The organism is Streptomyces sp. NPDC096311 (assembly GCF_044763085.1).
GTDB lineage: Bacteria > Actinomycetota > Actinomycetes > Streptomycetales > Streptomycetaceae > Streptomyces.
In genome coordinates, this window is sequence record NZ_JBIWFN010000024.1 from 113,918 (window position 1) to 136,272 (window position 22,355).

Below are 22,355 nucleotides of genomic sequence, written 5' to 3' on the forward strand. Positions count from 1 at the left end.
GATTCACCCGGCGTATCCCGGGCACTAGTTCCTCGTGGTCATCCCCGTCCATGACGTGAACCCGGTGCGCCGCACGCCCTATGTGACGTATGCGCTGATCGCCGCCAATGTTCTGGTGTTCCTCTACACGCCCGGCCTCGCGGGATCGGTGGCGGGTGACAGCGGGCTCTCCCAGCTGTGTCATCTGCACGCGTTCCTGGAGCACTACGCCGCGGTGCCGCAGGAGTTGGTCCACCACCAACTGCCCCGCCTGGTCCCGACCGGCGACGTCGGCGTCGGAGCAGGGGGCCCCGGGTGTCTGGTGGGGCCGCCGACGTACGACAAGTCGCCGCCGCTCTCGGTCCTCACCGCGATGTTCCTGCACGGCAGCTGGCTGCATCTGCTCGGCAACATGCTTTTCCTGCTGATCTTCGGCAACAACATCGAGGACCGCCTCGGACATGTGCGGTTCGCGGTGTTCTACGTGGCGTGCGGTTACGCGGCGGCGTACGGCTTCGCGTATCTCAACGCCGACTCGGCCGACCCGCTGATCGGCGCCTCCGGAGCGATCGCCGGAGTCCTCGGCGCCTATCTGGTGCTCTATCCGAGGGCCAGGGTCTGGGTGCTCGTCCCGTTCCTGGTCTTCCTGCCGCTGCGACTGCCCGCGTGGATGGTGCTGGGCTTCTGGTTCGCGTTGCAGGCGGTGTACTCGTCCGGCGGCGGCGTCTCCACCGCCGGAACCGTGGCGTACGAGGCCCACGTGGTCGGCTTCCTCGTGGGGATGCTGCTGGCCTGGCCGCTGCGCCCGGGCACCCCGCCACCGCCGGAACCGCGCAGCCTGCTGTTCGGCAGACAGGCGCGGCACAGCTGGTGAGGCGGGCGGCGTCCCCCGTGGGTCGTCCCCCGTAGGAGGTCAGCGCGCGGTCTGCTGGTGGACGTACTCCACGAGGCGGGTCAGCGCGTCCGGGTCGGTGTTCGGCGGGACGCCGTGGCCGAGGTTGAAGACATGGCCCTCGAGACCGGCGGCGGCGTCCAGCACCTCGCGGGTCTTGGTCTCGACGGCCTCGGTGGTGGAGAAGAGGACAGCGGGGTCGAGGTTGCCCTGGAGCGCCTTGCCGGGGCCGACGCGGCGCGCGGCCTCGTCGAGCGGGACGCGCCAGTCGACGCCGACGACGTCCGCGCCGGCCTCGCCCATGAGGCCGAGCAGCTCGCCGGTGCCGACACCGAAGTGGATGCGCGGCACGCCGTACCCGGCCACGGACTCGAAGACCTTGGCGGACGCGGGCATCACCGAGCGCCGGTAGTCGGCGGGTGCCAGGGCGCCGACCCAGGAGTCGAAGAGCTGGATGGCGCTCGCGCCCGCCTCGATCTGCACCTTCAGGAAGGCGGAGGTGATCTCGGCGAGACGGTCGAGCAGGTCGGCCCACAGCTGCGGGTCGCCGTACATGAGCGCCTTGGTGTGCTCGTGGTTCTTGGACGGACCGCCCTCCACGAGGTAACTCGCGAGGGTGAAAGGCGCGCCCGCGAAACCGATGAGCGGGGTCTCGCCGAGCTCGGCCGTCAGGAGCTTGATCGCCTCGGTGACGTACCAGACGTCCTCGGGGGTCAGATCGCGCAGCTGGGCCAGGTCGGCGCGGGTGCGGATCGGGTTCGCGACGACCGGGCCGACGCCCGGCTTGATGTCGAGGTCGATGCCGATGGCCTTCAGCGGGACGACGATGTCGCTGAAGTAGACCGCCGCGTCCACGTGGTGCCGGCGCACGGGCTGGAGGGTGATCTCGGTGACCAGCTCGGGCCGCATGCAGGAGTCCAGCATCGCGATGCCCTCGCGCACCTTGAGGTACTCGGGCAGCGAGCGACCGGCCTGCCGCATGAACCACACCGGGGTGTGGGGCACGGGTTCACGCCTGCAAGCCTTCAGGAAGGCGGACTCGTACGTGGCTGTCGGCGGCTGGCCCGTGGCGGGGCGGTCATTGGCACTCACGACGGAAAGTCTCGCACGCCCCGCGGACCCTCACGTGCCGGGCTCCGGCGCTGAGAGCGGGGCGCTCCCGCCTGCGCTTTCGCGCGGCACGATCCGGACAGTGGTCCTGCGCACGGGTGTCTCTCCCTGCGCGCGGGCTCCGTTCCCCTTAATCTTCCCCGCATGGCTGCGGCTCAGGGACGACTGTCGGACGGCGCTGGCGAAATGGACGATGCCAAGGAGGGGGATCGGGATGCGAGGGAGACGGATCCGCCACCCTTCCGGGCTGCCGTCGACGCACTGAGGGGCGCGCGGCTGCGGCCCGAGATCGAGATCGACCCGACGCGCCCACCACAGCGCCTGGCCCCCTACGCGTACGCGCTGGAGGCCGCGGTCGTCGCCGACGACGAGGACCTGGCGGACGGCCGGCTCATCCTGTTGCACGACCCGGCGGGGCACGACGCCTGGCAGGGCTCCTTCCGGCTGGTGACGCTGGTCCGCGCGGAGCTGGAGCCGGAGATGGCGGCCGACCCGCTGCTCCCCGACGTCTCCTGGTCGTGGCTGACCGGCGCGTTGCAGGCCCGCGGCCTGTCGTACGGCGAACCGAGCGGCACCGTCACCCGGGCGAGCTCGCACTACTTCGGGGGGCTGGCCGAGCGCCCCGCCGCGTCCCAGATCGAGATCCGGGCCTCCTGGACGCCCCGCGAGGGCCTGGGCGGGGTACCGGACACGGCCGCGCACCTCGCCGCCTGGTGCGATCTGCTCTGCCAGATCGCGGGCCTGCCCCCGGCGGGGCCGGGCGACGGCTCGGTGGTGACCCTCCCGCAGCGCCGGGGTCCGCAGTCCCGCTGAACGCACCTTCTTCCGTTTTTCCGCTCCTCCGTCTTCCGGGGCGCCCGTGTCACATCGAACGGGCGCCCTTTTCGACCTCGCGGAACGCCGCGCCCTTTGCCGAGTTCCTTGCCGAGGTTTTGTCGATACGGCCACTTTCAGCCGTGTCGCGACACGGAACGACTCGGTTCGATCTTCGGATGATCGATCGCGTGTCCGAATTGCACGGATTGTTACTCACTAAATCGTGATCATTCTCTAAAGGCGGACGGGTTTGGTGCCGAAGACGTCTGTGACCTTGAAAGCACGGTTCGCCCCGGCTCCATCCCCACAGCCGGTCCCCGTCCCGCACCCCCAGGAGGCCTGGTGTCCGTTCTCCTCGAGCAGCCCGCAAGCCTGGTCGCCTACCGCCCGAACAAGCCGACCGCCATGGTGGTCGTGGCCGACCCACGGGTCCGCTCCACCGTCACCCGCCACCTCTGGGCGCTCGGAGTGCGCGACGTCATCGAGGCGTCGTCCGTCGCGGAGGCCCGTCCCCGAATCGGCAACCCGCGCGACATCTGTGTCGCCGACGTCCACCTGCCCGACGGCAGCGGGCTCACCCTGCTGTCCGAGACCCGAGCCGCGGGCTGGCCCAACGGCCTCGCCCTCTCCGCCGCCGACGACATCGGTGCCGTGCGCAACGCCCTCGCGGGCGGCGTCAAGGGCTATGTCGTCACCGGCACCCGTACGAACGTCGGGCTCCCCACCCGACCCGGTGTCGCGCCGATCGGCTCGGCCGCCGCCCGTATGCACCGCCGCCCCCCGGGTGCCCCGAGCCACCCGGGCGGCTACCGCGAGCTCTCCGGCCGAGAGGTCGAGGTGCTCCGGCTCGTCGCCGAGGGCCAGTCGAACAAGGCCATCGGCGTCTCCATGGGCCTGTCCGCGCTGACCGTCAAGAGCCACCTCGCCCGCATCGCCCGCAAGCTCGGCACGGGCGACCGCGCCGGGATGGTGGCGGTCGCCCTGCGGACGGGGATCATCCACTGAAACGGGGGCACACCCCCCACCGGACCGGAACGCTCACCGACCTGACTGGTTTACGACCCTCCTGCGCCCGTCGACGGAACGTTCCGTCGGCGGGCGTGGTCCATACACAGATACTCTTGACAGGTGACCGACGCCCAAGAGACCGCAGAAGACAGCTCACTGCGAACCACCGGAGGCGGCCCTCCGGACGACGTCGAATCGGCGCCGATCCCTTTGCTTGAGCCCCGAGAGGGCATTCCGCCCGTCGTCGCCGACGAGACCGCGCTCGCCGAGGTGATCGCCGCCTTCGCCGCCGGCTCCGGCCCCGTGGCCGTGGACGCCGAACGCGCGTCCGGGTACCGATACGGCCAGCGCGCCTATCTGGTGCAGCTGCGCCGCGAGGGCGCCGGCTCCGCGCTGATCGACCCCGTCGCCTGTCCCGACCTCTCCGGACTCGGTGAGGCCATCTCCGGCGTCGAATGGGTGCTGCACGCCGCCACCCAGGACCTGCCGTGTCTGCGGGAGATAGGCATGGTGCCGACACGGCTCTTCGACACCGAGCTGGCCGGACGCCTGGCCGGGTTCCCCCGAGTGGGCCTGGGCGCGATGGTCGAGAGCGTGCTCGGCTTCGTACTGGAGAAGGGGCACTCCGCGGTCGACTGGTCCACGCGCCCGCTCCCGGAGCCGTGGCTGCGCTACGCCGCGCTCGACGTGGAACTGCTCGTCGATCTGCGCGACGCCCTGGAGAAGGAGCTCGACCGGCAGGGCAAGCTGGACTGGGCCCGACAGGAGTTCGACGCGATCGCGCAGGCCGAGCCCGCGCCGCCGCGCAAGGACCCCTGGCGCCGGACATCCGGGATGCACAAGGTGCGCCGCCGTCGGCAGATGGCGGTCGTGCAGGAGCTGTGGGAGGCCCGGGACCGGATCGCCCAGCGCCGGGACATCTCGCCGGGCAAGGTGCTGGGGGACGGGGCCATCGTGGAGGCCGCGCTCTCCCTTCCGGCCAATGTGCACGCGCTTGCCGCGCTGAACGGGTTCGGGCACCGGATGGGGCGGCGCCAGCTGGAGCAGTGGCAGGCCGCCGTGGACCGCGCGAAGGCAGTGCCGGACGCCGAGCTGCCGCAGCCGGGGCAGCCCGTCACCGGGCCGCCGCCGCCGCGTGCCTGGGCCGACAAGGACCCGGCCGCCGCCGCCCGGCTCTCCGCGGCGCGGGCCGCCGTGTCGGCGCTGGCCGAACAGCTCAACATGCCGCAGGAGAACCTGATCACTCCGGACACGGTGCGGCGGGTGTGCTGGGAGCCGCCGGCCGGCGCCGACGCCGAGTCGGTTTCGGCCGCGCTCGCCGGGTACGGGGCTCGGGCGTGGCAGGTGGAGTTGGTCACACCGGTACTGGTGGCTGCGCTGGCCGTTAAGGGTTCGTAGTCGCCTCAAGGGGGCCTTGGAGCGAAGAGCGACGGCGAGATCACGCCAAGATCCCCGGATGGCGTACAGAGCAACGGGACGGAGATCGAGACGATGTCCGTGCCCGAGCGGAGACGATCGGCGGATGTGACGTTCGCCGCTCCCGTCGTCGGGACTGGGCAGGGTGGTTACTCGCAAGTAGCATGACGGGGTGAGCGCGCGCTCAGTCGCGTGCGACGCGCAGCAGTGCCATCCCGCATCTGGAGGAGAGCCATCGTGCCTCGTACCGTCAGGGACGTCGTCTTCGTCGACGGCGTCCGCACCCCGTTCGGCAAGGCGGGCCCGAAGGGCATCTACCACGAGACCCGCGCCGACGACCTCGTCGTGAAGGCCATCCGGGAGCTGCTGCGCCGCAACCCGGGCCTCGACCCGAAGAAGATCGACGAGGTCGCCATCGCCGCGACCACGCAGATCGGTGACCAGGGTCTGACCCTGGGGCGGACCGCGGGCATCCTCGCCGGGCTGCCGCAGTCGGTTCCCGGCTACTCCATCGACCGCATGTGCGCGGGCGCGCTGACCGCCGTCACCACCACCGCGGGCTCCATCGCCTTCGGTGCGTACGACGCCGTCATCGCCGGTGGTGTCGAGCACATGGGCCGCCACCCGATGGGCGAGGGCGTGGACCCGAACCCGCGGTTCGTCAGCGAGAAGCTGGTCGACGAGTCCGCCCTGTTCATGGGCATGACCGCCGAGAACCTGCACGACCGCTACCCCACGATCACCAAGCAGCGCGCCGACGAGTACGCCGTGCGCTCGCAGGAGAAGGCCGCCAAGGCGTACGCCAACGGCAAGATCCAGCAGGACCTGGTGCCGATCTCGGTGCGCAACACCAACGCGGAGGTCGGTGAGACCGGCTGGGGCCTGGTCACCGCCGACGAGCCGATGCGTCCGGGCACCACGCTGGAGAACCTGGCCGGGCTCAAGACGCCGTTCCGCGTGCACGGCCGGGTCACCGCCGGCAACGCGGCCGGTCTGAACGACGGCGCCACCGCCTCGATCATCGCGAGCGAGGACTTCGCCCGCGAGCACAACCTGCCGGTGAAGATGCGGCTCGTCTCGTACGCCTTCGCGGGCGTCGAGCCGGAGGTCATGGGCTACGGCCCGATCCCGGCCACGGAGAAGGCCCTCGCCAAGGCGGGCCTGTCCATCGAGGACATCAACCTCTTCGAGATCAACGAGGCCTTCGCCGTCCAGGTGCTCGCCTTCCTGGAGCACTACGGCATCGCCGATGACGACGCGCGCGTCAACCAGTACGGCGGCGCCATCGCCTACGGCCACCCGCTCGCCTCCTCCGGCGTACGTCTGATGACGCAGCTGGCCCGCCAGTTCGAGGAGCAGCCGGAGGTCCGTTACGGCCTCACCACCATGTGCGTCGGCTTCGGCATGGGCGCCACGGTGATCTGGGAGAACCCGCACCACAAGGACGCCGGAGGCAACAAGTGAGCACCGCTGAACTCCTGAAGGGTGCGGCCGAGCTGTTCCCCGACGAGGTCGTGACGTCCGCGCACGTACGCCACCTCGACCTGCCGTCCGGTGCCGGGCGCTTCGCGCTCATCACCCTTGACAACGGCTTCGACCACACCAAGCCGACCACCTTCGGCCCGGCGTCGCTGGCGAACCTCAACACCGCCATCGACCAGGTGGAGGCGGAGGCGGCGGCCGGCGAGATCGTCGGTGTCGGCGTCACCGGCAAGCCGTTCATCTTCGCGGTCGGCGCGGACCTGAAGGGCGTCGAGCTCCTCAAGAAGCACGACGACGCGCTCGCCATCGGCAAGGGCGGCCACGAGGTCTTCAAGCGCCTCGCCGGCATCGCGGTCCCGACCTTCGCGTACTACAACGGCGCTGCGATGGGCGGCGGTGTCGAGGTCGGTCTGCACTGCCAGTACCGCACGGTGTCGAAGGCCATCGCGGCCTTCTCCCTCCCCGAGGTCTTCCTCGGTCTGGTCCCGGGCTGGGGCGGCTGCACGCTGCTCCCGAACCTGATCGGCGCCGACAAGGCCGTCTCGGTCATCATCGAGAACTCGCTCAACCAGAACAAGCAGCTCAAGGGCAAGCAGGTCTTCGACCTCGGCATCGCCGACGCCCTCTTCGAAGGCGCCGACTTCCTGGAGCAGTCGCTGATCTGGACCGCGTCCGTCCTCAAGGGCGACATCGCGGTCGAGCGTCCCGAGATCGACCGCGGCGAGGCCTGGGACCAGGCCGTCGCCAAGGGCCGGTTCATCGCCGACGGCAAGGTGCACGGGGCGGCTCCGGCCGCGTACCGCGCCCTCGACATCATCGCGGCGGCCAAGGACGGCGACCTGCAGAAGGGCTACGACGCCGAGGACATCGCCCTCGCCGACCTGATCATGGGCGGCGAACTGCGTTCCGGCATCTACGCCTTCAACCTGGTCCAGAAGCGCGGCAAGCGCCCCGCGGGCGCGCCGGACAAGAACCTGGCCCGTCCGGTCACCAAGGTGGGTGTCGTGGGCGCGGGCCTGATGGCCTCGCAGCTCGCGCTGCTCTTCCTGCGCCGCCTCGAAGTACCCGTCGTCCTCACGGACATCGACCAGGAGCGGGTCGACAAGGGTGTGGGCTACGTCCACGCCGAGATCGACAAGCTGCTGGCGAAGTCCCGCGTCAACCAGGACAAGGCCAACCGCCTCAAGGCGCTGGTGACCGGTGTCCTGGACAAGGCCGAGGGCTTCTCCGACGCCGACTTCATCATCGAGGCCGTCTTCGAGGAGATCGGCGTCAAGCAGCAGGTGTTCGCGGAGGTCGAGGCGGTCGCCCCGGCGCACGCGATCCTCGCCACCAACACCTCCTCCCTCTCGGTGACGGAGATGGCGTCGAAGCTGAAGAACCCCGAGCGGGTCGTGGGCTTCCACTTCTTCAACCCGGTCGCGATCCTGCCGCTCCTCGAGATCGTGCGCGGCGAGCAGACGGACGACGCCTCGCTGGCCACGGCGTTCGCCGTCGCCAAGAAGCTGAAGAAGACCGCGGTGCTGGTGAAGGACGCCCCGGCGTTCGTCGTCAACCGCATCCTCACCCGCTTCATGGGCGAGATCCAGAACGTCATCGACGAGGGCACGCCGGTCGAGGTCGCGGAGAAGGCGGTGGAGCCGCTGGGTCTGCCGATGTCTCCGCTGGTCCTGCTCGAACTGGTCGGCCCCGCGATCGGTCTGCACGTCTCGGAGACCCTCAACCGGGCCTTCCCCGACCGCTTCACGGTCTCCCCGAACCTCGCGGCCGTCGTCAAGGCGGGCAAGCGCGGCTTCTACGTGTACGACTCCGGGAAGCCGGAGCTGGACCCCGAGGTCGCGGCGCTCCTGAAGCAGGGCGACGTGGTCCTCACGGAGGAGCAGGTGCGTGCCCGTGTCCTGGACGCGGTCGCCCAGGAGATCGGTCTGATGCTCGACGAGGGTGTCGTCGCCGAGGCCCAGGACATCGACCTCTGCCTGATCACCGGTGCCGGCTGGCCCTTCCACCTGGGCGGGATCACTCCCTACCTGGACCGTGAGGGCGTCTCCGAGCGAGTGACCGGCAAGCGGTTCCTGGAGGCCGGGGTGGCTTCCGTCCCCGCGTAAGCGCTCCACTGTGTCCGCCGGGTGCCCTGTATGCCAACGTGGCATACAGGGCACCCGTCGTTTCCCTCGTCCTCAGACGCCGGACGGGCTGAAAGATGCACGCCGGCGCCCTTGAGGGGCGCGGGGAACCGCGCGACCGGCCCTCGCCCGCCCGCAGTCGAAGAGCACACCCCGGGTTTCTGTTACACCGGGTGCCAGGCCTGCAGTGCCAGGCCCGGTTCGTCCTTGCGTCGGGTGAGGAGGAGTTCCTCGCTGCCCGGGGCCAGGGTCGCCGCCACCACACGCCCGTCCTCGTCCTCGGCAAGAGACACCTCGGCCCCGACGGGAAGCCCAGGACCCGACTCGGTCCACCACGCCCCCGCCGCCTCCTGCTCGGTGGGATACGCGGCAAAGACGATGCGACCGCTCGCCGACCGCTGCGCGAGCAACGTGCAGTCGTAGCCGTCGAGTTCACAGCGGATCGCCGAGACGGGGCCGGGACCGGCCGACGCGAGCACGGCGACCGGCTTGGTGCCCGGGCGCCACGCGCACACGTCACCCGCCTCGTCGGTGAAGAAGAGGGTGGTGGAGGAGGGGGAGGTGGCGAGGGCCCGGAGGGTGCCCGGACGTACCGGCGTCTCCAGGGACTCCTGGAGCACCGGCTGCTTGCCCGGCTCCTCCTGGCGCCAGTGGGCGATCCCGTCCGCCACGACCGCGTACAGCTCGACGAGCCCTGACTCCCCCGTCACGGCCGCCAGATCCTCCCGTACGTCACTGCCCTTGAGGTCGCGCCACGGATCCCAGCCGCCCTTCTCCTTCTGGGCGACCATGCTGACCCCGCCGCCCTTGTTGCGCACGAAGACGTGAGCACGCCCCTGCGCGTCGACCGCGACGGCCGGCGTACCGGTGCGGTCACCCGTCTTGTTGGGGTGCCCGATCGAGTGCCAGTCGAGCGCGGCGAGCCGCGGCCGGTAGTGCGTGGTGTGCACGAGCCCGGACTCGCCGGGCACGGTGGGGCGCCAGGAGACGAGATGGGCGTAGCCGTCGGCGCCCTGGCCGACGGCGAGGACGGGGTGCAGGCGCTGCTCGCCGCCGATGGTGCGCGGTGGGTCCCAGGGGCCGCCGGGGCCGCGCTCCGCCCGGCAGTGGACGGCGGTGCCCGACAGCAGGTACACACTGAGCCTGCCGTCGCGACCGCGTCTGAGCCATTCGCCGTTCACCGGTTCACTTTAATCCGGGGCCCTCGCGTCATCGCCAGGGGCCCAGGGGGCTGCCCGCGGCCGGTGACAGCTGGCGGCGGACGTGCAGGCGCCCGTCGGTGCCGATGACCGCCAGGACGACGGCGCCCGCGGCGTCCCGTGCCAGCGCGGGGGCGTGGGTGAACATGTCGCCGGACTCCCGCCAGTGGGTGCCGGAGATGTCCTTGTCACGGTCGGGCAGCGACACGACGGGGCGGCCACGGCTGCCCCGGTGGGCCAGGTACGCCTCCCGGGCACCGCGTTCGGGTGCCCACAGCGCGGCCACGGCGCCCGTACCTCCGTGGCCGCCCAGCCCGGCGCCGGATCCGGGCCAGCGGCCGTCGGGGTGCCGGCGATAGGCCATGACCTGCTGGGTGCCGGCCTCCCGGTAGTACAGGCAGGTGCGGCCCGCGCCCGAGTCGACGGCGGTGACGCCACCGGTCGCGGGGCGGCCGGTCTTGAGGGTGTCGTCGAGGGTGAAGGGGCCGCCGGATTCGGGCTGGTACCAGCGCCATACGGTGTTCTTGCCGGGGACGTACAGCTCCACCGTGCCGTTCTCGGTGGTCAGGGCCGTGCCCGCGTCCTGGACGAAGGAGCCGCCGAGGTTCTCCCAGGGGGCCCAGGCGCCCGTGGTGTCGCGGCGTCGCAGGCTGATGCCCTGGGCGAAGTCGCGCACGAACACGTGGAGTCGGCCCATGCCGTCGACGGCGGCCGACGGCACGCCCACCTCGCGCTGACGGCGGCCGTCGCCGTGGGACCAGTCCGGGTTCTCCAGGGTCCGCCAGCCGCTGATGCCGTTGCCGTCGGGATCCTGCACGGTGTGGACGACATCGACGGTGACCCCGCTGCCGACCACCGACTGGCGGCGCAGGCCGACGAGTTCGGCGGGGCCGCCGGGTACTCCGGTGACGGCGAGGGTGGGGGCGAGCCAGCCCTCGCCGAGGACGAAGGGGCCCTTCCACTCGCCGCTCGCGGGGGCGGTCTCCGTCCAGAAGGCGAGCCGTCCGGCGAGCACCCCGAAGGCGTTCAGCCGGCCGTCGGGACCCAGGCGCAGCCAGTCGGTCGTGGGCGAGTAGCGGTAGGCGGCGCTGCGCATGTGCGTGCTGCGGAAGGGGTTCGGCCCCAGCTGCCGGTCGCCGCACCGCTCGCAGGTGCCGTGCGGGCAGGCCTGCGGGGCGTCGAGGCCCGCGTAGGTGGCGAGGTACTCGGCCTTCTCCGAGACCGCCGCCGAGTCGAGGTTGTAGCCCCAGAAGCGGTTGGCGTAGGCGCGGTAGTGCTCGACGACCGGGGTGTGGCCCGCCTCGCGGTGCCGGGTGAGGGCGGCGAGCGCGAAGTGCGCGGTGGCGGTGTGGTCGACGTGGTCGGAGCAGACGTACTCCTCCTTGCCGCCGTCGTGTTCGGGGTCGGGGTCCATGGTCCGTACGACGGTGGGGCGGACGTGGGCCAGCAGTGCGGTCAGCGCGCCGACGACCTGTTCCCGGGTGACGTGCTGCACCTCGCCGACCGTGCAACCGCGCACCGGCAACGTGGCCTGGGTGCGCAGGGCGCCCTCCCACAGCTCGTGGATCCGGGTGCGGCCGCGGTCGGTGGGCGCACCCTGGTGGAGCTGGAGGAAGTACAGGCACACGCCGTCCCGGTCGACGAGCGTGAACCGCTCGGCGGCGAACCCGGGGACGAGGTCCACGGGTTCGCGGTGCCAGCGGCTGTCGCGGTCGCCGGTCGCCATCCGGGCGTACGCGGAGCGCAGTCCGCAGCCGCGCTCGGTGCTGTAGGCGGTGAAGTCCGGTGGCAGTGCGGCGTGTTCGGGGTCGTTGGTGTCGGCGTTGATCCCGTCGCCCTCGCCGGCGGTGAGGACGACGGTGGTGACGAGGTCGCCGTCCTGGAGGGATCTGACGAGGTCGGGGTTCATGAAGTACAGGTCGTCGTCCTGGTGGGCGACGACGTGCAGGAGGGAGCGAGTCGTCGGGTTCATCGGTCCACCACATTCATGGCCATGGCTCCGGAGGCGGAGCAGTAGGGCCGTACCCACACCGGGCGTGCCGGGTGGGCGACGGCGTACGGGGAGGGCTCGTCGCCGACGAGCGGGACGGACGGATAGGCGTAGGCGCCCTTGACGTCGGGGAAGTCCTCGAGGAGGTGGCAGACGCGGACCTTGCGGCGGTCGGCGGGGTGCGGCTGGAGCCACCAGTCCCAGTCCTCCCAGCGCGCGAGGCGCAGGTCCACGATCCGGCGGAGGGGGACCTCGGCGCGGAACCCCTGGCGGCCCAGGTTCTCGACGGGAACGGTGAGGTTCCTCGCGTACCGGCCCCGCCGGCTGACGACGAAGAGGGCGCCCGGCTCGACCCGGCGCTCGCCGCACAGGACGCCCGCCAGGGTGATGCCGGTGTCGGTCACCTCGACCGAGGTGCACTCGGCGTGTTCCTCGCGCAGCACGGTGCGCAGCATCAGCCGGCCGTTGGGTTGGGCGTAGGGGAGGTTCCAGCCGACGGAGCGGGTCGGCGGGCGGGCCATGAGGCGGGCGCGGGCGTCGATGAGCGCCCGGGTGTCGCGCAGGCCCGCCTTCATGTGCACGACGGGCGACTTCGGGCTGCGCATGGTCACCTGCCAGCGTCCGTCGCCGAGTTCGTCGAGGGCGGACGGGGTGAGGGCGGCCGTGTAGCGGGTGCCGCCGTTGTCGAGTGTTCTGCGGACGGTGCGCAGCGGCAGGTCGGGGCGGCGGTCGTCGTCGGAGGGTTTGTGGCGCAGCACGAACTGCCAGCGCTGCCGCCCCTCGCCGGGGCCGTCGGCGGCGAACCGCAGCCAGCCCGCGTCGTCCGCGGTGACGTCCACGGTGGCCGCGCCGAGGGAGACCGGGGGCACGGTGACCTGGGCGGTGGCGGCCTCCTTGGGGCCCTCCGGTGCGCGGTAGCCGCGGACGGCGGCGGCGCGGCGGCGGGCGGCGTCCTCGAAGAGGTCGACGTAGCGGGCGGCGACGGCGGCGGGGTCGTAGCGGGCGGCGTTGCGCAGTGCGGCGGCGCCCATGTCGCGGCGGAGTACCTCGTCGGCCATGAGGCGGCGCAGGCCCTGGGCGATCGCCTCCGTGTCGCCGTTCGGGACGAGGAAGCCGTCCTCGCCGTCGCGGAGGATCTCCCGGGGGCCCACCGGGCAGTCGGTGGAGACGACGGGCAGGCCGCAGCGCATGGCCTCGACGAGGGTCATGCCGAAGGATTCGGCGCTGGAGGTGACCGCCGCGATCGACCCCTTGGCCCACTCGGACTCGATCGGTGAGAAGCCGCCCATCAGCAGGGCACGGCCGGCGAGGCCCAGTTCCCGTACCAGGGTGCGCAGTGTGCCCGCCTCACCGCCGTCGCCGTAGATGCGCAGCTGCCAGTCGGGGAACTCCTCGGCGAGCATGCCGAAGGCGCGGATGAGGAGGTCGTAGCGCTTGATGTGGTGCATGCGGCCGGCGCTGACGACGACCTTGTGCGCGCAGTCGGAGGGCGGTACGGCGGGCTGGGGGACGCTGTTGGGGATGCCCACCACGGGGATGCCGGGGATGGGGGTGTTCTCCAGGAACGACCGGGCGTCCGCCTCAGTGACGGTGGTGACGGCGTCCAGGCGCGGGTAGACGCGGGCCATCTCCGCGCGTACGGCGGGCGGGATGGCCAGGTGGGTCATGTGTTCCTGGGCGACGCGCAGCGCGCCGTCGCGGGTGTGGGCCGCGACGAAGAGGTTGAGGCTGGGGCGGGTGCCGACGACGACGTCGGCGTCCGTCTTCTGCAGGTCGCGGATGATGCGCTGGTCGGTGAACCTGCTGTACTGCGCGGAGAACTCCTCCTGGCGCGGGACCACTTCGCTCGGTTCGTCGCTGCCGGCGGCGCCGCGGTCGGCGGAGCCGGGTCGCAGGTCGACGAGGGCGCGCACGGTGATCCGCGGCGAGATCTCGAACTTGGTGGCGGTCGCGCGCCGGAAGACGGAGACGATCTCCACGTCGTGGCGGACGGCGAGCGCCTCGGCGAGGTTGATGACCGTGCGGTTGGTGCCCCCGATGCCGTAGATGTTGTTGATGAGGAAGGAGATCTTCACCGGATCTCGGGTTCCTTCCGCTCGAAGGGGCTGGGCACGGGGTAGTACGCGTCGAGGAATCGTCTGAGCATGGCCGTCTGGCGTTCGGTGTCCTGGCCGTCGGAGAGGGTGTCGTTGATGCAGAACGCCTGCCGGTCGCGGCGGGCCAGCAGGATGCCCAGGCGCCGCTGGATCTCGGGTTTCGCCAGGTCGAGGTAGGCGAAGCCGATGGTCGAGGGCACCGCCCGGCCGGTGAAATAGGCGTAGTAGTGGTAGAGCGAGGACGGGATGGAGATGTCGGTGGCGCTGCGGAAGCGGCTGAGCGAGGTCTGCCGGTGGGCGTCGGCGAAGTCGCGCTCGATCTCCTGAAGGACGCTGCGCCGCAGGGCGTAGGGCGCGTGCCGCAGCTTCTGGACGATGGCCGAGCCGAAGTTGTCCAGGATGAGGCGCCGGTTGTTCTTGCCCGCGGCGTCGACGGGACGGTCGCCCTGGGTGAGGTCCCAGCGCGGCACCTGGGACGGCGAGAAGAACGTACGGGTCATGCCGTTGGAGAGGAAGAAGTCCTGGGGGGTGACGGGGCAGCCCAGGAACATGTCGTCGTTGAAGTAGAGGAAGTGCTCGGACAGGCCCTTGATGTGGTGCAGCCGGCTCTCGATGGCGTGCGAGTTGAAGGTGGGCAGCGCGCTGGGGTCGTCGAAGATCTCGGAGTGGTCGACGACGGTGACGCGCGGGTGGCGGTCGTTGAGCCAGGCCGGGCGCTGACGGTCCGTCACCACGTAGACATGGCGGACCCAGGGGGCGTTCTGCTCCAGCGCGCGCAGTGAGTAGCGCAGTTCGTCGCGGCTGATGTAGCGGGCCGCGTTCGCGGACTCGGTGTGATAGCCGCCGTGTCCGAACGCGGCGCGCCGCTGCTGCCAGGCGGGGTCGTTGCCGTCCACCCAGGTGTAGACGACGTCGATCGGGAAGCGCACGTCCTCGGGGAGCGCGTCGGCGCACGGCCGGATGGTGCGCACCGAGCGGGTGCGGCGGGTGTGCAGGGCGGCGAAGCCCGTGAGCCGGCTGACCGGGATGGTGACCCGGGGCTCGTCGGGGGCGACGTCCTCGGTGACCCGGTTGGGGCGGGGGGCCACCAGACGCCCTTCGCTCGGCTGCCAGAACTCGATGTCGCAGCCGTACGCCAGGCCGAGGACGAGGGAGCCCTTCGGGTCGCTCCACACCATGCCGACGCGCAGCACCCGCGAGGCGTGGGTGACGTGCCGGCCGCGCCGGGAGCCGCACAGCGCGGTACGGCCCGTCGCCTTGTCGCCGTGGCAGGCGCTCACGTAGACGGGTCCGGTGCGCGCGGAGCGGTCCAGGGCTCTACGGACCCGGTCGCGGTCGGCCTCGGCGACGGCCAGGCTGGAGCGGAAGTCGGAGTTGCCGCGGATCGCGAAGTAGTCGACGCCCGCCTCCTCCAGCAGGGTCGCCACCAGTTCGAGGTTGGCCTCGCGCAGTCCGAGCGGCGACACCGTGGGGCGTACGAGGGCGATCTGGGCTCCCCGGCCGGGGAGCACCGCGAGCCGCTCGCCCTCGCCGAACAGCCGCGGCCAGCGGCGGCGGGCCCGCAGGCCGCGGAAGAGCCGGGCTCCCAGGGTGACGGACTGGAGCCGGCGCAGCAGCTGCTTGAGGGCCATGCGCAGCCCCATCGGCACGCGCCGTGCGATCCGGCGTCTGAGGCCGGTGGGGACCAGGGTGCGGTACACCCCGACCGCGGCGGATGCCTCGGGGTTGCCAGTGCTCACGAATGCGTGTCCGGGTCTTCGGGTTCCCCGTGCTCGAAGGCGGAGGCGACGGGGAAGTAGCGGCGGAGGAAGTGGTGGACGGCGTCGGTGCCGCCCCGGTGGTGTGCCTCTTCGGAGCCCAGGCCGAAGAGGTGGATCTGCTGGGTGTCCTGGCGGACGAGGAGTCGCTCCAGACGGTTCTCGATCCCGGGCAGGGCCGCGTGCAGCAGCACGGACGCCTCGCCGGAGGGGTCGGCGAGTCCGGCGACGTACCCGAAGTGGTGGACGAGCCCGTCCATGGGGTGGGTGCCGGGTACGGCGGGCAGCCGCTGTCCGTCGGCGGGTTCGGGCGGGGTGGTGCCGGCCGCCGCGAGCCGGGCGAGGGTGTCGCGGTGGTAGGGCTGGGGGCCCGCGGCGTAGCCGTGCGCGGTGACGCGGCCGGTGGCCGTGTAGGCGGCGCGGGTCCACGGGGCGAAGGACTCCTCGGCGTTCCAGGGGCCGCGCCGGGGGCGGGTCGCGCCGTGCGGGGTGAAGTAGTCGAAGGGGCGGACCGGACGGCCGATCAGGGCGCCCGGGCGCAGCAGCAGGAAGTGGTCGGCGAGGTCGGGCAGTTGGTGCAGGGCCCGTTCGGCGCCCGGCGCCGCACGGACGATGTCGAGCCGGTCGTCGGCGCGCAGCCAGCCCGGCAGCGGCGCCTCGGCGAGCACGTGGACGACGTCGACCCAGGGCGCGTACTGGTGCAGCGAGCGCAGTGCGGCGCGCAGCAGTTCCTCGGCCCAGGGGGTGGGGTCCTGCCACAGGAGGACCGCGTCGACGGGGAAGGTGATCTCTTCCAGCCGGGGGATGTCGAAGTTCTCGAGCGTGATCGTCGGGTCCATGTCGCCGTCGATGTCGCAGTACCCGGAGAGCCGGTCGAGTCCGATCTCGATGCCGAGCGCGTCGGTCGGGACGGTGCGCTGGACCCGGTTGGGGCGCGGTCCGGCCAGCCGTTCCTGGGGCAGGTCGGTGTTGACGGTCCAGAACTCGATCTCGATGCCCTGGTCCTCACCGACCCACAGGTTCTCGGTGGGCTCGGTGCGCAGCCAGGTAAGGCGGATCACCTTGGCCTTGCCGAAGTGCTTCCAGGCCTTCAGATGGCTGGCCGGGACGGTCTCGGTGTCGCTCTTCGCGGGGGACACCGAGACGACGTATCCGGTGTGCTCCTCCATCAACGCGCGCAGGGCACGGCGTACGGCGCCCTTGTCGCGCTGTTCCACGGCCAGGCAGATCCGGCGGTCGTCGAGTGCGGGCACCGCGAACCACGGGATGTCGGCGGCGTCCAGCGCGAAGGTGACCAGGTCGTGGTCGAGGCGGCGGGCGAGGTCGATCGTCAGGCCGGTGTGGACGTGGCCCACCCGCCCGTCGGGGGCGGTGATCCGGCGCTCGGAGTGCCCGAACTCCGCCTTGCGCACACGGCGCAGGGCGCGTCGATGCAGCCGTGCCTCGCGGCGGCCGAGGGTCCGGGCGAGGCCGCGCTTGACCTTGCGGCGGACCCGCAGGGGGACGGTGCCGGCCGCGGCGGAGCGCAGTGGCTGGGGGACGAGTCGCTTGTAGACGTGGGCCGCGGAGCTCATCGACGTCGGGTCGGACACGTCATGAACTCCGTTTCATCGCTCGTGGGGACCGGCGGGGTCCGGGCTGATCTCGTGGGGACTCGGGGTGGGGAAGTAGGCGTTGAGGAATCCGTCCAGCAGTTCCTGCTGGGCCTCGATGTCCTCGGGTGTGGAGAAGGCGTCGTTGAGACAGAAGGCGTCCTGGTCCCTGCCGTCGAGCAGTCGTTGCAGCCGGTCGGCCAGGTCGGGCACGGCCAGTTGCAGATAGGTGAAGGGCATGGAGCCCGGCTGGCCCCGTCCGGTGAGCGCCGCGTAGTAGAGCGCGAAGGACGAGGTCGGTGAGAGGTCCGTCATCGCCCGGAAGCGGCTCGCGGAAGTCCGCGCCCAGGCCTCGGGGAAGTCCCGTTCGGCCTCTTCCATCGCGCTGCGGCGCAGGGCGTACGGGATGTGTTCCATGGGCTGGGTGATCACCCTGCCGAAACGTTTCTTCAGTAGCGCGCGGTTGTTCTTGCAGGCCGCGTCGACCGGCGTGTCGGTCGCGACGACCGGCCCCTGCGGGATGCGGTTGCGGGAGGGGAAGTAGCGCGCGGTGCCGCTCGGGGTGAAGAAGGCCTGCGGCGCCACCGGGCGGCCCATGAACATGTCGTCGTTGAAGTACAGGAAGTGCTCGGCGAGCCCCTCGATGTGGTGGAGCTGGCTCTCGATCGAGTGCGAGTTGAAGGTCGGCAGGTCCGCGGGGTTGCGGAAGATCTCGCGATGGGTGGCGATGCGCACACCCGGCAGGTCCTCGCGCAGCCAGTCCGGGACCTGGTCGTCGGTGACGATGTGGACGTTGCGGATCCAGGGCGCGAACAGGTGCAGCGAGCGCACCGAGTAGCGCAGCTCGTCGCGGCTGATGAAGCGCGCGTCGCTCGCCGACTCCGCGTGGTAGACCTCGCCCTTCGCCTGCGCCTTGCGCTGCTTCCAGGCGGGATCGTTGCCGTCCACCCAGGTGTAGACGGCGTCGACGGGGAAGGCGATGTCGTCGGCGCAGTTCACCAGGAACTCGGGCCGGGTGGCGAGCGCGGGCGCGAGGTGGCGCTCGGTCCAGTCCGACACGAACCGGCTGAACAGCCGGGCGGCGCCCAGGACGTTCACGCCGTCGGCGGCGACGGCCCAGGTGACGCGGTTGGCGCGGGGCGCCACGAGATGGGTGCCTTGACGCTGCCAGAACTCGATCGCGCAGCCGTACTCGTGGCCGAGCAGCAGATGGCGACCGGGGTCGGTGCGCGACCAGCTGACCTGGAGGACGCGCGCGGTGGCGACCTCGCGCCAGGCCTTCGGGTCGCGCGAGGAGACCGGGCCGGCCTGGCGGGGTCTGTCGGGATCGATGACGCTCAGGTGTCCCGGGTACTGGCTCAGGCCCCGGAACAGCACACCGAGCACCCGTTCGCGGTCCTCCTCGGCGACGGCGACGACGGTGCCGTGGTCCGAGGTGCCGCGCACCGCGAAGTACCCGACGCCGGCCGAGGCGAGCAGCGCGGTGAGGGCACTGCGGTTCGCCTCGCGGGCGGAGAGCGGGGTCAGGCCGGGCTCGACGTAGACGTCGCCCCGTTCGGGGTCGGGCGCGGTGCGCCCCGGCCGGGCGGAGGCCTGCCCGGCGGCACCGGTGCGAGCCCCCGAGGCACCGCCGGAGTCACCCACCGCCCGATGGACGGCGGGGTCGGAAACGGTCGTCACACCCGCTGCCCCTCATGGGCAGACGCATGCAGCGGCACAGCCACCCTCCTCATTCCTCGCCTGGCCGGAAACCGACGGCGAGCACCTTCACGGTCGCCCGCCCTCGTGCCCCCCGGCTCGAATCCGCGACCGCGTCCCCACCGTCAACAGCGACGGTGCCATTCACACCAAAGTTTTAACCTTCACAGGTCTGGCACATCATCACTAGGTGAATCATCAACTGTCAACAGTGATTACAAATGACAGAAAACACACGGCTGTCCATGCCTGGGGTGAACCTCGGGTAACGCCCTCATGAATCGGCCGCCGCCGAGCTTGTTCGAAAGTCGGTCTATAGTTCAGCCACATCGCGGCACATGAGCCGCTTCGGGCTCGGCCTCTCCCCCCACTCGTGCCCTCCCCCGTTCGATTTTCGGCACCGAGCCGGCAGCGAGAGGACACCGCGGAATGACGCACGCCCTGACGGAGACGGAGTCGGGCCCCCGTAGATCCAGGCGCGCGCCGTCGAAGCGCGACGGCAAGCCGCCGCGACGCCGCCGGGTGTGGCGCTGGATCGCCCTGGGCCTGGCCGTCGTCCTGCTCGGGGCGGGCGGAACGGTCTGGTGGATGTACGAGAGTCTCAACTCGAACCTCTCCGACGTCGACATCGACAAGGCGCTCGGGGACGACCGCCCCGAGAAGGTGCCGACCAGTGGCCAGAACCTGCTGGTGCTCGGCTCGGACTCCCGGTCCGGCGCCAACGCCTCCCTCAACACCGGGCACGTGAGCGGCGCGCGCTCCGACACCGCGCTGGTGGTGCACATACCCGAGGGGCGCACGCGCGCGACCGCGGTGAGCATCCCCCGCGACACGCTCGTCAGCCGCCCCGCCTGCACCACCGCCTCCGGCGGACAACTGCCCGCGGCGAAGCGCGTGATGTTCAACTCCGTCTACTCGCTGGGCGGTCCGACCTGCGTGGTGAAGACCGTCGAGTCGATCTCGGGCATCCGCATGGACCACTACATGGAGATCGACTTCGCCGGGTTCAAGGACCTCGTGGACGCCCTCGGCGGGGTGACGATCAAGCTCGACGAGGCGATCAAGGACTCCAAGACCGCCCTCGACCTGACCGCGGGCACCCACCACCTGGACGGGACCGACTCCCTCAAGCTCGTCCGCACCCGTTACGGCTACGGCGACGGCAGCGACCTCGGCCGCATCGGTCTCCAGCAGAAGTTCATGCTCGCCGTGCTCGCCGAGGTCAAGCGCCAGGACGTGCTGGGCAGCCCGACGAAGCTGTACGACATCGCCAGCTCCGCCACCAAGGCGCTGACCACCGACTCCGGCCTGGGCTCCCTCACCAAGCTCGCCAAGTACGGGGGCAGCCTCAAGGCCATCGACCCCGACAGCATGGAAACGATCATGCTGCCCGTCCAGTACGACACCCAGGACCCCAACCGGGTCGTGGCCGCGCAGCCACAGGCCGGCCGACTCTGGAAGGCCCTGCGCGAGGACGAGACCGTCCCCGAGTCGGCCAAGAAGTCACCCGCGACAGGCGGCACCAAGTCCTGACGGACGGCGTGCGGGACCCGCACCGGCCGACCCTCCCGACGCCCTGCGGTGACAACGCCAGGAGCTGGGCAACGCGCCGGACTCAGCGCGGGGCCCGGTGCGTTGCGCAACCCGTCCAGACCGAGCCGCTCGGAGCAGAAGCGGCGCGCCCGGTCCAGGTCTTGGGTGCCGGTCCTTCGGTGGCGGTCCGTGGGTGGAGGTCGGTCGGGTCCGGTCGGTCGGGTCCGGTCCGCCGGGTCCGGTCCGCCGGTAACGCTCCGCCAGGTCCAGCCCGCCAGTAACGCTCCGCCAGGTCCAGCCCGCCAGTAACGCTCCGCCAGGTCCAGCCCGCCAGTAACGCTCCGCCAGGTCCAGCCCGCCGGTAACGCTCCGCCGGGTCCGGTCCGCCGGTGACGCTCCGTCGGTGCCGCCGTCAGAGGCGGACGGACGGGGCCATCACCAGACCCCCGTCACCGTTCTGCCGCGCGACGCACAACGCACCGTCCGCGCCGATCATCCCGAGCACGACACGCCCGTACGCGTCGAGGGCCGCCGCCGGTGCGCCCACGCCGCGCTCGCCGGTGGGTGACCACCACAGCCCGGCCTGCTCGTTCTCCGTGCCGCAGGCGGCCAGCATGAGCTGACCGTCGAGGTCGCGATGAGCCAGCACCGTGCAGTCGTAGCCGTCGAGGACCGCGCGGAGTGCCACTACGGGTTCCCCGGCCGGCGCGCCGCCCAGCGGGATCACCCAACTCCCCGGCCGGTGCGCGACGATCCCGCCGGTGGCCGGGTCGGTCCAGTAGTACGTCGCCCGGTCGGGCCCGGTCGCCAGTGCGACGGCGCTGCCGGGAGCCATCGCGAGCGGGATGTTCGGGGCCTGCCGGAAGTCCCCGCCGGGCTCCTCCTGGACCCAGCGCATGACACAGCCGTCACCCCCGGCCATCGCCTCCACGCGACCGGAGGGATGGACCACCGCGGCCACCGGATCCTGTACGCGGCTGCCCTTGAGGTCGGTCCAGGGACCCCATTTGCCGCCCGGCAGCTCCCGGCGCAGCATCACACCGCCCCCGGCGTTGCGCACGAAGACATGCACCGTGCCGTCCGGGCTCACCGCTGCGGACGGCACGCCGAGCCGCGCCGCCTTGTCCCGGTCCTTGTGCGGATTGCCCAGCGAGCGCCACTCGGTGACGGGGCGGTCGGTCTGGTACTGGATGGCGTGGACGATCTCGACGGCGGGCGGTCCGTCCCCCTTGCGGACCTCGCGCCGGCCGAGGAAGTGGACGTAGCCGTCGGCTCCCTGGGCCACGGACACCCACGTCAGATCGGCCGCCGGGAAGACGTCCGGGCCAGTCCACCGCGACCCGCCCCGCCGGGCCTCGGTCCAGCGCAGCAGCCCCGCACGGCCGTGGGCGTACGCGCTGAGTCTGCCGTCCTTGCCGAGGACCAGCCAGGGGCCGCCGACCACGGTGTCCGCCGCGTGCCGCCCGGCTCCCCCGGGTGCGTCGGCGTCGACCTTCGCTCTGCCCCGGACGGCGGCGCGCCCGGATCTGGTCCGCATGACGTGACCTGCCCTTTCCCATGACACTCGACGCGGCTCCCCTGCCGCCTCCGCGTGCGGGCACGCGGGAGGCCGAGCGCGCCCCATCATAGGATGAACGTTTCCTCAAGCCCGCGTGAAGGCCGTT

General features: G+C 71.5%; 15 protein-coding genes. 7 read left to right on the top strand and 8 right to left on the bottom strand.

Annotation, left to right across the window (positions count from 1 at the left end):
• Positions 1-34 precede the first annotated feature (34 nt).
• Entirely contained in the window at positions 35-853 is an 819-nt protein-coding gene (locus ACIRA5_RS43630; RefSeq protein WP_403701148.1) for a rhomboid family intramembrane serine protease, read from the top strand.
• 39 nt (positions 854-892) lie between these two features.
• Here ACIRA5_RS43630 and hemE read toward each other — a convergent pair whose 3' ends face one another.
• Complete coding sequence (gene hemE / locus ACIRA5_RS43635; protein ID WP_403701151.1) at positions 893-1,963, bottom strand: uroporphyrinogen decarboxylase; 1,071 nt, start codon at positions 1,961-1,963, stop codon at positions 893-895.
• Between the two features lie 204 nt (positions 1,964-2,167).
• Here hemE and ACIRA5_RS43640 point away from each other — a divergent pair, with 204 nt between their 5' ends.
• From ACIRA5_RS43640 to ACIRA5_RS43660, 5 genes are all read left to right on the top strand, one after another.
• Complete coding sequence (locus ACIRA5_RS43640; protein WP_403701274.1) at positions 2,168-2,794, top strand: DUF3000 domain-containing protein; 627 nt, start codon at positions 2,168-2,170, stop codon at positions 2,792-2,794.
• A 345-nt stretch (positions 2,795-3,139) separates the two neighbouring features.
• The gene (locus tag ACIRA5_RS43645) at positions 3,140-3,802 is read left to right on the top strand and encodes a response regulator transcription factor (protein ID WP_054234007.1); all 663 of its coding nucleotides are present in this window, start codon (positions 3,140-3,142) and stop codon (positions 3,800-3,802) included.
• 123 nt (positions 3,803-3,925) lie between these two features.
• Positions 3,926-5,203, top strand: a complete 1,278-nt coding sequence (locus tag ACIRA5_RS43650; protein ID WP_403701154.1) for a ribonuclease D — start codon at positions 3,926-3,928, stop codon at positions 5,201-5,203.
• Positions 5,204-5,458: 255 nt separating this feature from the next.
• Positions 5,459-6,685 carry a thiolase family protein gene (locus ACIRA5_RS43655; RefSeq protein WP_403701157.1) on the top strand — a complete coding sequence of 409 codons (1,227 nt, stop codon included), beginning with the start codon at positions 5,459-5,461 and terminating at the stop codon, positions 6,683-6,685.
• Positions 6,682-8,808: a 3-hydroxyacyl-CoA dehydrogenase NAD-binding domain-containing protein gene (locus ACIRA5_RS43660; protein WP_403701160.1), complete on the top strand. Its 2,127-nt coding sequence runs from the start codon at positions 6,682-6,684 to the stop codon at positions 8,806-8,808. Before ACIRA5_RS43655 ends, ACIRA5_RS43660 begins: the two co-directional genes overlap by 4 nt.
• Positions 8,809-8,990: 182 nt before the next feature.
• Here ACIRA5_RS43660 and ACIRA5_RS43665 read toward each other — a convergent pair whose 3' ends face one another.
• From ACIRA5_RS43665 to ACIRA5_RS43690, 6 genes are read right to left on the bottom strand one after another with little or no spacing between them, the layout of a single operon-like run.
• Positions 8,991-10,007, bottom strand: a complete 1,017-nt coding sequence (locus tag ACIRA5_RS43665; protein WP_352048057.1) for a hypothetical protein — start codon at positions 10,005-10,007, stop codon at positions 8,991-8,993.
• 28 nt (positions 10,008-10,035) lie between these two features.
• Entirely contained in the window at positions 10,036-11,997 is a 1,962-nt protein-coding gene (locus tag ACIRA5_RS43670; RefSeq protein WP_403701163.1) for a hypothetical protein, read from the bottom strand.
• Positions 11,994-14,090, bottom strand: coding sequence for a glycosyltransferase family 4 protein (locus tag ACIRA5_RS43675; RefSeq protein ID WP_403701165.1), 2,097 nt, complete (start codon positions 14,088-14,090; stop codon positions 11,994-11,996). Before ACIRA5_RS43675 ends, ACIRA5_RS43670 begins: the two co-directional genes overlap by 4 nt.
• On the bottom strand, positions 14,087-15,850 hold the full coding sequence (locus tag ACIRA5_RS43680) for a stealth family protein (protein ID WP_403701168.1): 1,764 nt from the start codon (positions 15,848-15,850) through the stop codon (positions 14,087-14,089). Before ACIRA5_RS43680 ends, ACIRA5_RS43675 begins: the two co-directional genes overlap by 4 nt.
• Positions 15,847-17,460, bottom strand: coding sequence for a sugar phosphotransferase (locus ACIRA5_RS43685; protein ID WP_403701171.1), 1,614 nt, complete (start codon positions 17,458-17,460; stop codon positions 15,847-15,849). Before ACIRA5_RS43685 ends, ACIRA5_RS43680 begins: the two co-directional genes overlap by 4 nt.
• 15 nt (positions 17,461-17,475) lie before the next feature.
• Complete coding sequence (locus ACIRA5_RS43690; protein WP_403701174.1) at positions 17,476-19,140, bottom strand: stealth family protein; 1,665 nt, start codon at positions 19,138-19,140, stop codon at positions 17,476-17,478.
• Between the two features lie 447 nt (positions 19,141-19,587).
• Between ACIRA5_RS43690 and ACIRA5_RS43695 the strand changes: the two genes are divergently transcribed.
• Positions 19,588-20,691, top strand: a complete 1,104-nt coding sequence (locus tag ACIRA5_RS43695; RefSeq protein ID WP_403701177.1) for an LCP family protein — start codon at positions 19,588-19,590, stop codon at positions 20,689-20,691.
• 412 nt (positions 20,692-21,103) lie between these two features.
• Here ACIRA5_RS43695 and ACIRA5_RS43700 read toward each other — a convergent pair whose 3' ends face one another.
• Positions 21,104-22,228, bottom strand: coding sequence for a hypothetical protein (locus tag ACIRA5_RS43700; RefSeq protein WP_403701180.1), 1,125 nt, complete (start codon positions 22,226-22,228; stop codon positions 21,104-21,106).
• Between the last annotated feature and the right edge of the window lie 127 nt (positions 22,229-22,355).